The organism is Variovorax sp. J22G73 (genome assembly GCF_030317035.1).
Classification (GTDB): domain Bacteria; phylum Pseudomonadota; class Gammaproteobacteria; order Burkholderiales; family Burkholderiaceae_C; genus Variovorax.
On sequence record NZ_JASZYK010000004.1, the window covers coordinates 475,709 to 489,753 of the forward strand.

Annotated in this window: 13 protein-coding genes and 1 tRNA gene; 10 read left to right on the forward strand and 4 right to left on the reverse strand. The window is 70.5% G+C overall.

Annotation, left to right across the window (positions count from 1 at the left end; translation table 11 throughout):
• Window positions 1-98 precede the first annotated feature (98 nt).
• The 5 genes from QTI51_RS18735 to rbsD are packed head-to-tail and all read left to right on the forward strand — an operon-like array spanning window position 99 to window position 5,273.
• Window positions 99-1,724, forward strand: coding sequence for a sugar ABC transporter ATP-binding protein (locus QTI51_RS18735; protein WP_116909486.1), 1,626 nt, complete (start codon window positions 99-101; stop codon window positions 1,722-1,724).
• Complete coding sequence (locus QTI51_RS18740) at window positions 1,721-2,743, forward strand: ABC transporter permease (protein WP_165840322.1); 1,023 nt, start codon at window positions 1,721-1,723, stop codon at window positions 2,741-2,743. The genes QTI51_RS18735 and QTI51_RS18740 overlap by 4 nt, the downstream gene beginning before the upstream one ends.
• 36 nt (window positions 2,744-2,779) lie before the next feature.
• Window positions 2,780-3,907 (forward strand): LacI family DNA-binding transcriptional regulator, encoded by a 1,128-nt coding sequence (locus QTI51_RS18745; RefSeq protein ID WP_286516008.1) that lies wholly within the window; start codon window positions 2,780-2,782, stop codon window positions 3,905-3,907.
• A gap of 11 nt (window positions 3,908-3,918) precedes the next feature.
• A complete protein-coding gene (gene rbsK / locus QTI51_RS18750; RefSeq protein WP_116909658.1) occupies window positions 3,919-4,884 on the forward strand; it encodes a ribokinase in 966 nt (321 codons plus the stop codon).
• Window positions 4,881-5,273 carry a D-ribose pyranase gene (gene rbsD, locus QTI51_RS18755; protein WP_116909488.1) on the forward strand — a complete coding sequence of 131 codons (393 nt, stop codon included), beginning with the start codon at window positions 4,881-4,883 and terminating at the stop codon, window positions 5,271-5,273. The genes rbsK and rbsD overlap by 4 nt, the downstream gene beginning before the upstream one ends.
• A gap of 72 nt (window positions 5,274-5,345) precedes the next feature.
• Here the strand turns inward: rbsD and QTI51_RS18760 are convergent, their stop codons facing one another.
• Window positions 5,346-6,239 carry an MOSC domain-containing protein gene (locus QTI51_RS18760; protein WP_116909489.1) on the reverse strand — a complete coding sequence of 298 codons (894 nt, stop codon included), beginning with the start codon at window positions 6,237-6,239 and terminating at the stop codon, window positions 5,346-5,348.
• A gap of 159 nt (window positions 6,240-6,398) precedes the next feature.
• Between QTI51_RS18760 and QTI51_RS18765 the strand changes: the two genes are divergently transcribed.
• From QTI51_RS18765 to QTI51_RS18775, 3 genes are read left to right on the forward strand one after another with little or no spacing between them, the layout of a single operon-like run.
• Window positions 6,399-7,535, forward strand: a complete 1,137-nt coding sequence (locus QTI51_RS18765) for an FAD-dependent monooxygenase (protein WP_116909490.1) — start codon at window positions 6,399-6,401, stop codon at window positions 7,533-7,535.
• 40 nt (window positions 7,536-7,575) lie between these two features.
• A complete protein-coding gene (locus tag QTI51_RS18770; protein WP_116909491.1) occupies window positions 7,576-8,298 on the forward strand; it encodes a DsbC family protein in 723 nt (240 codons plus the stop codon).
• Window positions 8,298-10,163, forward strand: coding sequence for a M61 family metallopeptidase (locus QTI51_RS18775; protein ID WP_286516007.1), 1,866 nt, complete (start codon window positions 8,298-8,300; stop codon window positions 10,161-10,163). The genes QTI51_RS18770 and QTI51_RS18775 overlap by 1 nt, the downstream gene beginning before the upstream one ends.
• Window positions 10,164-10,190: 27 nt before the next feature.
• Here the strand turns inward: QTI51_RS18775 and QTI51_RS18780 are convergent, their stop codons facing one another.
• Window positions 10,191-10,790, reverse strand: coding sequence for a DUF2325 domain-containing protein (locus QTI51_RS18780; RefSeq protein ID WP_116909659.1), 600 nt, complete (start codon window positions 10,788-10,790; stop codon window positions 10,191-10,193).
• Window positions 10,791-10,919: 129 nt separating this feature from the next.
• On the opposite strand from QTI51_RS18780, the gene QTI51_RS18785 reads away from it, so the two are divergent.
• Window positions 10,920-11,699 carry an enoyl-CoA hydratase gene (locus QTI51_RS18785; protein ID WP_116909493.1) on the forward strand — a complete coding sequence of 260 codons (780 nt, stop codon included), beginning with the start codon at window positions 10,920-10,922 and terminating at the stop codon, window positions 11,697-11,699.
• 62 nt (window positions 11,700-11,761) lie between these two features.
• On the opposite strand, the gene QTI51_RS18790 is transcribed toward QTI51_RS18785, so the two are convergent.
• Window positions 11,762-13,036 carry a hypothetical protein gene (locus QTI51_RS18790; RefSeq protein ID WP_116909494.1) on the reverse strand — a complete coding sequence of 425 codons (1,275 nt, stop codon included), beginning with the start codon at window positions 13,034-13,036 and terminating at the stop codon, window positions 11,762-11,764.
• A complete protein-coding gene (locus QTI51_RS18795; RefSeq protein WP_116909495.1) occupies window positions 13,033-13,698 on the reverse strand; it encodes a sigma-70 family RNA polymerase sigma factor in 666 nt (221 codons plus the stop codon). The genes QTI51_RS18790 and QTI51_RS18795 overlap by 4 nt, the downstream gene beginning before the upstream one ends.
• Window positions 13,699-13,954: 256 nt before the next feature.
• Here QTI51_RS18795 and QTI51_RS18800 point away from each other — a divergent pair.
• Window positions 13,955-14,031: transfer RNA gene (locus QTI51_RS18800), tRNA-Met, on the forward strand.
• The last annotated feature ends 14 nt before the right edge of the window (window positions 14,032-14,045 follow it).

A 14,045-nucleotide genomic window follows, 5' to 3' on the forward strand; every position in this document is an offset into this window, starting at 1 on the left:
CCCCAACTGTCGCGTCGCCTCGCCTTCCCCCGCCGGGGGCGACACCCACGGAGCGGCACGGCCGGTTCCGTGGTGTTTCTGGAATGAGGTTGTCGTCGATGGCTGATAACGATCGCAGCGCGCCCGTGCTCTCCCTGGACGCCATGGGCAAGGACTACGCGGCGCCCGTGCTGGACGACGTTTCGCTCGTGCTGAACGCCGGCGAAGTGCTGGCCCTCACGGGCGAGAACGGCGCGGGCAAGAGCACGCTGTCGAAAATGGTGTGCGGCCTGGTGCAGCCCACGCGCGGCCGCATGCTGCTCGGCGGCAAGGCCTTCGCGCCTGCATCGCGCCGCGACGCCGAGCGCCTGGGCGTGCGCATGGTGATGCAGGAGCTGGGCCTGGTCACCACCTTGTCGGTGGCCGAGAACCTGCTGCTCGACCGCCTGCCCAACAAGGCCGGCTGGATCGGCCGCGCCGAGCTGCACGAACTCGCGGCGCGCCAGCTCGCGAAGATCGGCATGCAGAACATCGACCCGGCCACGCCCGTGGCGCGGCTGGGCATCGGCCAGCAGCAGATGGTGGAAATTGCCCGCAACCTGCAGGACGACACGCGCGTGTTGGTGCTCGACGAGCCCACCGCCATGCTCACCCCGCGCGAAACCGCGCACCTGTTCGAGCAGATCGACCTGCTGAAGGCGCGCGGCGTGGCCATCGTGTATGTGTCGCATCGGCTCGAGGAGCTGCAGCGCATTGCCGACCGCGTGGCGGTGCTGCGCGACGGCCGGCTGGTCGATGTGCGCGCCATGGCCGGCGTGCGCGAGGCCGAGCTGGTGCAGCGCATGGTCGGTCGCGCGGTGCACGAGCACGAAGGCCGGCCGCGCCGCGTGCCGGGCCCCGTGCTGCTGAGCGCGCGCGGCATCGGCCGGGCGCAGGCGGTGCGCGACGTCGACATCGACCTGCGCGCGGGCGAAGTCATGGGCCTGGCCGGCCTGGTCGGCTCGGGCCGTACCGAGCTGGTGCGCCTGCTGTTCGGCGCCGACCGCGCCGACCGCGGCGACATCTCCATGCATGAAGACGGCCGGCCCACGCAGCATGCGCGCAAGGGCTGGCGCTCGCCGATGCAGGCCATCCGCGCCGGCATCGGCCTGGTCACCGAAGACCGCAAGTCGCAGGGCCTGCTGCTGACGCAATCGATCCGCGTGAACGCCACGCTGAGCGACCTGGGCGCCGTCTCGCGCGGCGGCTGGCTGCTGCGCTCCAAGGAGCGAGGCATCGCGCAGCGGCTGGTCGAGCTGCTGCGCATCCGCTCGCGCAGCACCGAGCAGCCGGTGGCCACGCTCAGTGGCGGCAACCAGCAGAAGGTGGTGTTCGCGCGCTGGCTGCACCGCGAATGCAAGGTGCTGCTGCTGGACGAGCCCACGCGCGGCGTGGACGTGGGCGCGCGCGCCGACCTCTACGCCGAACTCGACCGCATGACCGACGCCGGCCGCGCGCTGCTGATGGTGTCCAGCGACCTGCGCGAACTGATGGCCATGTGCGACCGCATCGGCGTGATGAGCGCCGGGCGGCTGGTCGCGGTCTTCGAGCGCGGCGAGTGGAGCGAGCAGTCGCTGCTGGCCGCCGCCTTCAGTGACGCGGCGGGCCGCGCCGAACACCCTGGAACCGCTCCCTCCGTCGCTCCCGCGGCCCCCGGCGCCATTGCGGCGCCCGACTCCACACCGGTCACCGCCCACACACCATGAACGCTCCTTCCACCCCGACGTCCAAAACGCAGGCCGCGCCGGCCTCCACCGGTTCCGCCGCACGCTCCTCGGCCCTCAAGGGCCAGCTGGGCACCTACCTCGGCCTCACCGTCGTGCTCGTGGGCATGATCGCGTTGTTCGGCTCGCTGAGCGAGTACTTCCTCACGCGCGACACCTTCGTGTCGATCGCCAACGAGATTCCCGCGCTGGCCGTGATGGCCGTCGGCATGACCTTCGTGCTGATCATCGCGGGCATCGACCTGTCGGTGGGCTCGGTGCTGGCGCTGAGCGCCGCGGTGACAGCCGCCGCCATCCTCGAATGGAAGCTCTCGGTGCCGGTGGCCGCGGTGCTCGGCCTGGCGACCGGGCTGGTGTGCGGCACGGTCACCGGCGCGGTGTCGGTGGCCTGGCGGCTGCCGAGCTTCATCGTTTCGCTGGGCATGCTCGAGGCCGTGCGCGGCGGCGCCTACCTGGTGACCGACTCGCGCACGCAGTACGTGGGCGACGCCATCTCGGGCCTGGCCGCGCCGTGGATCGGCGGCATCTCGGCGGCCTTCGTGCTGGCCGTGGTGCTGGTGGCGGTGGGGCAGCTGGTGCTCACGCGCACGGTGTTCGGCCGCTACGTGGTGGGCATCGGCACCAACGAGGAAGCCATGCGCCTGGCCGGCGTCGACCCGCGGCCCATCCGCATCATCGTGTTCGCCGCCACCGGCCTGCTGGCCGGGCTCGCGGGCCTGATGCAGTCGGCGCGGCTCGAGGCGGCCGACCCGAATGCGGGCGTGGGCATCGAGCTGCAGGTGATCGCGGCCGTGGTCATCGGCGGCACCAGCCTCATGGGCGGGCGCGGCTCGGTGGTGAACACCTTCTTCGGCGTGCTGATCATCGCGGTGCTGGAGGCCGGGCTGGCGCAGGTGGGCGCGAGCGAGCCGAGCAAACGCATCATCACGGGCGCGGTGATCGTGGTGGCGGTCATCATCGACACCTTGCGCCAGCGCCGGGCCGACCGCCGCCTGGCCTGAGCACGCACCCACCCACCGAGCAACAGGAAACCAGCCATGGCCACCATCAAGGACGTCGCACTGAAGGCGGAAGTCTCCGTCACCACCGTGTCGCACGTGGTCAACGACACCCGCCACGTGAGCCCCAAGGTGCGCGAGCGCGTGGAGCTGGCCATTCGCGAGCTGGGCTACGTGCCCAACGCCATGGCGCGCAGCCTGAAGAGCAACACCACCTCCACGCTGGGCATGCTGATTCCGAACAGCTCCAACCCCTACTTCGCCGAGATCGTGCGCATCGTGGAAGACCGCTGCTTCGGCGCGGGCTACACGCTGGTGCTGTGCAACACCGACGACGAGCCCCACCGCCAGAGCGTGTACCTGCAGGTGCTGGCCGAGCGCCGCATCGACGGGCTGATCGTGGTGTCCACCGGCGCGGGCAGCGGCACCGACGAGGGCGACTCGCTGGCCAAGCAACTGCACGGCCTGCGCGTGCCGACCGTGCTGGTCGACCGGGAAATCGACGACCCGAGCTGCGACCTGGTGGAAACCGCGCACATGCAGGGCGGCCTGCTGGCGGTGCGGCACCTGCTGTCGCTGGGCCACAGGCGCATCGCCTGCATCGGCGGGCCGGCCGGCGTGATGCCCAGCGAGCAGCGCGTGGAGGGCTGGCGCATGGCGCTGGCCGAAGCCGGCGCCACGCCCGACATCGCCCAGGCCGACGCCCTGCTGTGGCGCGGCGGCTTCACCAGCCAGGGCGGCTACGAGGCCATGCACGCCATTCTTCGCACCGAGCACAAGCCCTCGGCCGTGTTCGTGTGCAACGACCTGATGGCCATCGGCGCGCTGCGCGCGGCGCATGAAAGCGGCGTGCGCGTGCCCGACGAGCTGTCCATCGTCGGCTTCGACGACATCGAGCTGTCTGCGTACATGAGCCCGCCGCTGACCACCGTGGCGCAGCCCAAGGAGCGCATCGGCGCCATGGCGGTCGACATGCTGCTCGAGCGCGTGGGCGGCAAGCGCCGCGACGCGCGCAAGGTGGTGCTGCAGCCCGAGTTGCGCGTGCGCGCCACCACGGCGCGGCACGCGAGCTTTCGCGAGGCCACCGTGCCAGCGGCCGGCACCACGCCTGCCGCAACCAGCACGTCCACAGCTTCCACGCCAACCCGAAAGTCCCGCACCCCGTGAGCCCGAGCCCGATGCCTTCTTCTTCCGGCCCTGACGGCGCCCCGCAAGCCCCCCGCATCGTGGTGCTCGGCAGCCTCAACATGGACCTGGTGCTGCGCGTGCCGCACGCGCCGGCCGCGGGCGAGACCCTGCAGGGCCATTCGATCGACACCATTCCCGGCGGCAAGGGCGCCAACCAGGCGGTGAGCTGCGCGCGCGAAGGCGCGCAGGTGCAGATGATCGGCTGCGTGGGCGACGACGCGCACGGCAGCGCGCTGCGCCACGCGCTGCAGGCCGACGGCATCGACACCGCCGCGCTGCGCACCGTGCAGGGCGAGCCGACCGGCACCGCGCTGATCCTGGTGGAAGACAGCGGCCAGAACCGCATCGTGATCGTGCCCGGCGCCAACGCCCGGGTCGAGCTCGACGAAGCCGCGCTGTCGCGGCAGCTGCAGGGCGCCGCCTTCCTGGTGACGCAGTTCGAGACGCCGCTTCAGCAGGTCGCGCGCGCCATCGAGGTGGCGCACGCCGCGGGCTGCAAGGTGCTGCTGAACCCGTCGCCGGTGCAGGCGATTGCCGAGGCCCTGTGGCCGCGCATCGACACGCTGGTGGTCAACGAGATCGAGGCGCGAACGCTGTGCGGCCAGCCCGCCGACAGCCCGCAAGAAGCCGCCAGCGCCGGCCAGGCGCTGCGTGCCAAGGGCATCGCGCGCGTGGTGGTCACGCTGGGCGCGCGCGGCGCGGTGGCGGTCGATGCCGATGGCGCGCGCCACCATCCCGCGCCGAAGGTGCAGGCGGTGGACACCACGGCCGCCGGCGACACCTTCCTGGGCGCGCTGGCCGTCGCGCTGGGCGAGGGCCAGCCGTTCGACGAAGCCGTGCGCCTGGGCATTCGCGCCGCGGCGCTGTGCATCCAGCAGCCCGGCGCCCAGCCTTCGATTCCGCGGCGCGACGCCGTGCTGCAAAGCCCCCTGCCCCCCGACTGGACCGCGCTGTGAAACGTACCGCCCTGCTGCACGCCGAACTGTCCCAGGTGATCGCCTCGCTCGGGCACGGCGACATGCTCGTGCTGGGCGACGCCGGCCTGCCGATTGCCGACGGCCCGCGCCGCATCGACCTGGCCGTGGCGCGCGGCGTGCCGCGGCTGGCCGACGTGCTGGAGGCCGTGCTGTCGGAGATGCAGGTGGAAGGCATCGTGATCGCCGGCGAGGCGCTGGGCGACGACAAGGGGTTGCCCGGCTGGTATCCGCAGTCGCTCGGCATCGCGCCGCAGACCGTGTCGCACGAGGAGTTCAAGCGCCGCACCGCCACGGCCCGCGCCATGGTGCGCACGGGCGAATGCACGCCTTACGCGAACATCATCCTCGTTGCCGGCGTGAGCTTCTGAAGGGCCGGCCGGGCCGGATCGTTCAAGCCGGCCCGCCGCGCCAGACCGTTCGTGTCGGCCCGCCGGGCCGGGTCATTCGAACCTGTAGTTCGCGCCCACCGGCTGGCCCACCTTGAGCGTGTATTCCACGCCCTGGATCACGATGCAGTTCATGCCGAAGGTGATGCCGCCGTCCACGCGCGGGTCTTTCCGGTAGGTACGCAGCATGTCGCCGACCTCGGGGCTGCTCAGTGCCGTGGCGGGGTCGATGTCCGGAATCGGGCAGCGGGTGCAGGGCTTGACGGGGCGCAGCTCGGCCTCGCCTTCGCCGGTGGCGATGTGCAGCGCGTCCACCCGGTCCTCGTCGTGCGACTCCATGCCCGCCAGCACGATGTTCGGGCGAAAACGCTCGATGCCCACCGCGTCGTGCCCGGCGGCCGCGAGCCGCTCGTTCAGGTCGGCCAGCGAGCCTTCGCTGGCCACCAGCACCGGGTAGCCGTCGGCGAACTGGTTCTCCGCCTCGACGCCGCCGGTCCACTTCAGGCTGGACAGGCGCTTGTGCTCGGGGTCGAAGCGCACCAGGCGCAGCACCTGCGGCTTGCCGGGCTCGGAGAGAAAGTCGCTGAACCACTGGGCGGCGATGTCGCCCATGTCGTAGGCGGCCACTTCGTCCTTCCACACGCGCACGCGCACCGGCTTCTCGACCCGGTCGAAGGCCAGGTGCAGCGCCAGCATGCCGGGGGCGCGCAGCACCACCTCCGTGTGCTTCATCTGCGGGCGAATCAGCGCCATGCGTGGCAGCTGGCGCTGGGTGACGAATTCGCCCTGGGCGTCGACCACCATCCAGGCCCGGTCGAACTCCAGGCCGGTCTCGGTCAGCAGCATTTCGGGCAGCTCGACGCCCGCGCACGACTTGACCGGGTAGATGAACAGGCGCGCGATGGTGGCTTCGAGGTCGAAAGCGGACTGAAGAGCGGGCTGGGACACGGTGGGGTTTCCTTGAAATTCGGCCGCGATTGTCCCGCAGCCGCAAAACCGCTGCGGAACCGGCTGTGCCGGGCCGCAGGCATCGCCCCCGCGAGGGGTTGGCGCAGCGACACGCAGTGCGCGAAGCCTGGGGGCGGCCCATGTTCTTACAATTGTTTGATGGCCCTCCCCCCAGAAGTTTGTATTCGTGGCGCCGGCATCGTCGGCCGCACGCTGGCCCTGCTGCTTGCGCGCGAGCGCGTGCGCGTCGCGCTGGTCGTGCCCCCGGCCACGCAAGACCCGCAAGCCAGGCCCGACATTCGCGCCTACGCGCTCAACACCGCCTCGCGCAGCCTGCTCGAATCGCTGCGCGCCTGGCCCGACGCGGCCCACGCCACCGCGGTGCGCGAAATGCTCGTGCATGGCGACGAAGGCGGCCGGGTGCAGTTCAGCGCCGCGCGCCAGAAGGTCGATGCGCTGGCCTGGATCGTCGACGTGCCCGCGCTCGAGCAGCAGCTGGCCGACGCCGTGCGCTTCCAGCCCCAGATCGAGGTGGTGAGCGAGCCCGTGGCCGCGCCGCTCACCGTGGTGTGCGAAGGCAAGGCCAGCGCCACGCGCGAGGCGCTGGGCGTGAGCTACGAGGTCACGCGCTACCCGCAGCACGCCATCGCCGCGCGCATGGAGGCCGAACAGTCGCACGACGGCATCGCGCGCCAGTGGTTCAACGACAAGGGCGAGGTGCTGGCGCTGCTGCCGCTGGGCGGCACGCACGGCAAGACCGTGGCGCTGGTGTGGTCGGTCGACCAGCTGCGCGCGCCGGCCCTGCTGGCACAGGGCGACGAAGAATTCGACGCCGCCGTCACGGAGGCCAGCCACAACGCGCTCGGCCCGCTGAAGCTGGTAAGCGAGCGCGGCGCCTGGCCGCTGGCCCGCGCCATCGCCGACCGCTGGACCGGCGCCATGCCCGGCCAGCCGACGCGCTCCTGGGCGCTGGCCGGCGACGCTGCCCACACCGTGCACCCGCTGGCCGGCCAGGGCCTGAACCTGGGCCTGGCCGATGCGGCCGCGCTGGCCGAGGTGATCAGGAACCGCGACTACTGGCGCAGCGTGGGCGACGCCCGCCTGCTGCGCCGCTACGAGCGCGAGCGCCGCGCCGACGTCTTGCAGATGAGCCTGGCCACCGACGGGTTGCAGCAACTTTTCTCGCACAACCTGGGTCCACTCCCTGCATTGCGCAACTGGGGCATGCGCGGTTTCGACCGCACGCGCCTGGTGAAGCACTGGATCACGGCGCAGGCCATGGGCCTGAAGGCCTGAAGACCCTCTTCTTTTTCGAATCCAACCAACGGATCTCCCGATGACACTCGCACGCAACCTCCTTCTCGCCGCCTGCACGCTGGGTGCGGTCGTGGCCGCCACCGCCGGCGAAGCCGAGATCCGCAAGAACCTGCCCACGCGCATTCCGCAGTTTCCGGCCATCGACGAGGTGAGCAAGTCGCCGGTGCCGGGCCTGTACGAAGTGCGCGTGAACGGCTCGCAAATTTTCTACACCGACGAGCAGGGCAACTTCCTCATCCAGGGCAACCTGATCGACGTCAAGTCGCGCAAGAACCTGACCGAGGAGCGCATCGAGAAGCTCAGCGCCGTGGCCTTCGACCAGCTCCCGCTGAAGGACTCCATCAAGATCGTGCGCGGCAACGGCAAGCGCAAGCTGGCGGTGTTCGAAGACCCGAACTGCGGCTACTGCAAGCGCTTCGAGAAGGACATGAAGACGGTCGACAACGTCACCGTGTACCTGTTCCTGTACCCGGTGCTGGGCCCGGACTCGACCGTCAAGTCGCGTGACATCTGGTGCAGCAAGGACAAGGGCAAGGCCTGGGGCGACTGGATGGAAGCCAGCGCCAAGCCGGTCACCGCGCCGGGCAGCTGCGACGTGACCGCGCTGCAGCGCAACGTCGAGTTCGGCCGCAAGTACAACATCACCGGCACGCCCACGCTGATCTTCAGCGACGGCACCCGCACCCCCGGTGCCATTCCCGCGGAGCAGGTCGAGAAGCAACTCGCCGCGTCGTCCAGCTGATGGCGGCGAAGACAGCATCGCGGCGCGCGGCCGTTGCAGCGCGCGGGGCAGGCGTGCCGCCCACGGCCGGCGTGCATTACCGGGTGGCTTGCGCCGACCTGCATGCGCACCTGTTCAGCGTGACCCTCACCGTCGACGCGCCCGCCGCCCAGCAGCGCCTGACGCTGCCGGTGTGGATTCCGGGCAGCTACCTGGTGCGCGAGTTCGCCAAGAACCTGCAAGGCCTGCGCGCCACCCAGGGCCGCCGCAAGCCGGCGCTCACGCAGCTCGACAAATGCAGCTGGCTGGTCGAATGCACGCCCGGCCAGCCGCTGGTGCTGAACTACCAGGTCTGCGCCTACGACAACTCGGTGCGCACCGCCTGGCTGGACGCCGAACGCGGCTTCTTCAACGGCACCAGCGTGTGCCTGCGCGTGGAAGGCCAGACCGACGCGCCGCACGCCATCGACATCGTCGCGCCCGCGCTGGCCGCCGACGCCGCCCCCTGGTCTTGCGCCACCGCCCTCGTGCCGACCAAGGCCGACAAGCACGGCTTCGGCAGCTACCAGGCCTCGGGCTACGACGAGCTGGCCGACAGCCCGGTCGAGCTGGGCGCCTTCTGGAGCGCGGAGTTCGACGCCTGCGGCGTGCCGCACCGCTTCGTGGTCGCCGGCGCCGCGGCCTCGTTCGACGGCGAACGGCTCATTGCCGACACCCAGGCCATCTGCGAAGCCGAAATGCGCTTCTGGCACGGCGACAAGGTGGGCAAGCGCGGCGGTCCGAAGCCGCCGATCGACCGCTACGTGTTCATGCTGAATGCGGTGGACGACGGCTACGGCGGGCTGGAGCACCGGCATTCGACCGCGCTCATCTGCAACCGCCGCGACCTGCCGCAGCGTGGCGAGAAGAAGAAGCAGCCCGAGGGCTACACCACGCTCATGGGCCTCATCAGCCACGAGTACTTCCACACCTGGAACGTGAAGCGCCTGCGGCCCGCCGAGTTCGCGCGCTACGACTACAGCCGCGAGAACTACACGCAGCTCCTGTGGTTCTTCGAGGGCTTCACCAGCTACTACGACGACCTGCTGCTGCGCCGCGCCGGACGCATCGACGACGGTGCCTACCTGCGCCTGCTGAACAAGACGCTCAACCAGGTCATGCAGACGCCGGGCCGCCTGGTGCAGCCGGTGGCCGACGCCAGCTTCGACGCCTGGGTCAAGTACTACCGCCAGGACGAGCAGACGCCCAACAGCACGGTGAGCTACTACACCAAGGGCGCGCTGGTGGCGCTGTGCTTCGACCTCACACTGCGCCACGAGGGCAAGGGCACGCTCGACGACGTCATGCGCCACCTGTGGACGCACAGCGGCAACGGCGGCCCGATCAGCGAGGCCGATATTGCCGCCGCGCTGGAAGCGGTGAGCGGCCGCTCGTTTGCGGCCGAACTCGCGCGCTGGGTGCATTCGACCGAGGAGCTGCCGCTCGCGCAACTGCTGCGCGTGCACGGCGTGGCCACGCTGGAAGACCCGTCGCAACAGGCCCAGGTGCTGGGCGTGCGCGTGGCCGAGGCCAACGGCAGCGTGCAGGTGAAGGTGGTGCTGCGCGGCGGCGCGGCCGAGAAGGCCGGCTTCAGCGCGAACGACGAGTGGATCGGCATCGAACTGCCGGCCGTCGCCAAACGCGGCCAGCAGCGACCGGCGCAGGCCTGGCGCATCGCCAAGCTCGACGACCTGGCGCTGTACCTGGGCGATGCCACGAAGTTCACGGCCATCGTGGCGCGCGACCGCAAGCTCATCAAGCTGCCGCTGGTGCTGCCGACCGGGGTGACCACGTGGCGCCTGTTCGCGCACGACGCCGCGAAGGTCGCGAACTGGCTGGCGCGCTAGGCGCCTTTTAGGCGCTCCAGAGGCCTTTCAGGCGCTTTCAGCCGCAGCGGGATGCCGCACGAACAGCATCGGCTGCGGCTCGCCGACCAGCACGCAGGGCTTGCCGGTGCGACGGCAGTGGTCCTGCACGCGCCAGTAGGCGCCGTGGCTCACGCAGCCGGTCTGGCAGATCACCAGGTCGGCCGCGCGCAGGCTGGCCTCGAGCGCGGGGTCGTCCGCGTGGTCGCCGCCGTCGTGGTGCAGGTAGCGGCCGCCGGCAATCTCGACCAGTTGGCGGGCCAGCGAGGGCGCTTCGGCTTCGTCTTCCTGGCCCACGCACAGCACGGCCTTTTCACGCAGGTCGGCCGGCACCTGCGTCACGGGGGTCGGCGGCGCCTTCAGATGCCGACGGCTGCCCGGCGACAGCAAGGTGTTCAGCCGCTTGGGCAGCGCCCCGCCCACGGCGGCGCGCGCGGCCAGTTCCTCGCGCACGATGGCAATGGCCGAGTCGCGCGCCACCAGCGCGCCACGCAACCGGACGATCTGCGCCTCGAGCCTTTCGACCCGCGCGGCCTGCTCCAACAGCAGGCGCGAGCAACGCTCCTGCACGCGGGCATAGGCCCGCAGCAACACGGCATGTTCTTGCATCGGCAACTCCATGGTGGGCATTCTAGATGAGAACAATTCTCAACTGAAAGCCTTGAGGTGTCAGCAGGCAAGAAGCCTTGCTCGGTATAGTGACCCGAGCGAATTTTCACCACCTCTCCCGGAGACACCATGAGCTACGAAAACATCGAAGTGCGCACCGAAGCTGGCAAGGTCGGCATCATCACCCTCAACCGCCCCAAGGCCCTGAACGCGCTGAACGATGCGCTCATGACCGAGCTGGGCCAGGCGCTGAAGGCCTTCGATGCCGACGAGGCCATCGGCTGCATCATCCTCACGGGCAGCGAGCGCGCCTTCGCGGCGGGCGCCGACATTGCCGCCATGGCCAAGTACAGCTTCATCGACACGTACAAGGGCGACTACATCACGCGCAACTGGGAAAGCATCCGCTCCATCCGCAAGCCCGTGATCGGCGCGGTGGCCGGCTTTGCGCTGGGCGGCGGCTGCGAGCTGGCGATGATGTGCGACTTCATCATCGCGGCCGACAACGCCAAGTTCGGCCAGCCCGAGATCAAGATCGGCGTGATCCCCGGCGCCGGCGGCACGCAGCGCCTGCCGCGCGCGGTGGGCAAGAGCAAGGCCATGGACATGGTGCTCACCGCCCGCATGATGGACGCCGCCGAAGCCGAGCGCGCCGGCCTCGTGAGCCGCGTGGTGCCCTTCGAGAAACTCGCCGACGAGGCCCTGGGCGCGGCGCTGGTCATCTGCGGCTTCTCGCAGATTTCGGTGATGGCGGCCAAGGAATCGGTCAACCGCGCTTTCGAAAGCGGCCTGAGCGACGGTGTGATGTTCGAGCGCCGGCTGTTCCACGCGCTGTTCGCCACGGTCGACCAGAAGGAAGGCATGGACGCGTTCCTGAACAAGCGCGCACCGGATTTCAAGAACGCCTGAGTGGCGTGCGGGTCAGGCGCCCGGTTCGGGGCGGCTGATTCAGCGCGACGGATTCGACGCGTTCAACGCGCCAGTGCCGAGCGCAGCGCATCGAGCGCCTGCGCCGGCGGCGTACCGACCCACGCCGTGCCGCCGGGCTGCGACGTCCAGCGAATTTGGTCGCCAGCGATTTCCAGCACCGCGATGAGCACATTGCCTCGATAGAGCGCTAGGCGTGCTTCGACGGGTGCATGCAGCGCGGCATCGGCGACGGTGGCTGAACGCGCCACGGCGCCCAGCAACGCGGGGAGCCCTTCGACATCGCTACGCGCGCGCCGCGCATCGGCTGCACCTGAGCTGAACGACGTCCAACGCTCCAGCGCGCTGAAGGACGGCGCGGTTTCTCTCGACGGCGCCGCCTTGGCGCGCGTGCTTGGCGAGGCTTCGCGCAACGCGCCGGAGACATCCGCCTGCGCGTCACCGCGGCTGGCGAGCGCGGCAGCGTCCGGCGACTGGCGGGCGAGCGGCGCGGATCGCAAGGCCGGTGCGGCGGGGGCCGCTGGCGCCGCTGGTGCCGCGGACGCATAGGCGCGACGGCGTTCGCTTTCGGCGCGCTCTTCGCGTCGTTCGTCCTGCGCGGGCGCGGGCTCTGACTGCTCGGCCACGGCTGGTGGCGGGGGTGCGGCTTGAGCTGGTGCTGCCTGCTTCGGCAACGCCTGGGCGCGAGCGCTTTCCTTGGCGGACGAAGACTCGCGCTGCACCCTGGCGCGCTGGTCGGCCGCGGGGGCTGCAGCCTGTGGTGCCGGTGTTGATGCTGGTGCTGGTGACGGCGCAGCAGACGGCGCGGGAGAAGCCGGCTGCGGCGCTGCCCCTGCGCGCGCTTGCTCCGCAGCGACCGACGGGGGTGGTGTGGCATTGCGCGCCGCCTCGGGCGCAGTTGCGGTCGCCGGTGCCGGCGGAGCTTCGGCCGCAGGCGCGGCGGCGCCACCGACACGCGCTTCGCCGTCGAGCCGCGCCTCGGGCACGGGCTCGCTGCGCCACAGCACGGTGACGAACGCCGCCACGAGCACCGTGGCGAAAGCCGCGTTCCACGGCATGCGCGAACGCGGCTCGCCACCACCGCCGAACAGGCGACGCCACCAGGGCAGCGCGCCGGCGTTGTTGGCGGCAGTCGCCGCCGACGCCGATGCCACTGCCGGCTGCGCGGCCAGGTTGTGCGCCATCTTCAGGATCGCGTCTCGCGTGTGCGCCGCGGGCAATGCGTCGCGGTCGGGCGCGTGGTCGAGCGCGCGGCGCAACGCCGGGTCGCGCAGGTCGTCGCCGTCGAAGTCGTCCACGCCGGTGCGGTTTCCGCTCATGCCCGCTGCTCCAGCACTGACAGGTAGCGCGCCATGCAGCCGCGCAGTTTCTGCAGCCCATAGCGCAGCCGGCTGCGCACGGTCTCGAAGCCGATCTGCAGGCTCGCGGCGAGTGCCTCGACCGTCAGCCCGTCTTCGTGGTGCAGCAGGAAAGCCGCGCGCTGGTCGGCCGGCAGCTCGTCCAGGCAGGCCAGCAGGCGGCGGCCCGCGGCGCGCCAGAACGCGAGCTCTTCCGCCGACGGATGCGCGGCCGCGTCGAGCGCGCCGCGCACACCGCGCTCCAGCGTGGGCACGGGGGCGGCGTCGTCGTCGGCATGGGCGTCGAGCGTCACTTCGCGCCCGCTCGTGCGCAGGCGGTCCATGGCCAGGTTGTGCGCGATGGTGAAGGCCCAGGTGCGCCAGGTGGCGCCTTGCGGCGAGAAGCTCTCGCGCGCCGAGATGATGCGCACCCAGGTGTCCTGGAACACTTCGTCGGCCTGCGCCACCAGCCGCGCCCCCAGCATTCGCTTCACGAAACGGAACAGCCCGCCTTCGTGGCGCGCGTAGAGCACGTCGAACGCGGCGGTGTCGCCTTGCGCGTAGGCCAGCATCAACTGGTCGTCGGCCATGGCCTGGCGCTCGGAGGCGTCGTGTGCGGAAGGATCGCGGGGCAGCGCGGACATCGAAGGATTCTCACCCGAGCTTGTACGGGCGACGAAGGGCTTCGGGGTTCGGTGGGGCAAAAAGAAGCTGCGACGAACCCGTCGAACGCCGCCGGCAAGCGGGCCGCATCTGCGTCGGTAAACGCTCGGTGCAGCCGATGGCCGAAGCCCGTAGCGCGCGCGGTTTTCGAAGATTTGGGGAAGTTGCCCAGGGATGGTTGAAAACAGCCCGAATGCTGGGCTATAATTTTGGGCTTGGTGCTGCACAGCACTGAACGGCTCTTTAGCTCAGTCGGTTAGAGCGATGGAATCATAATCCACAGGTCCGCGGTTCGAATCCGTGAAGAGCCACCAACAAAACGAAAAAG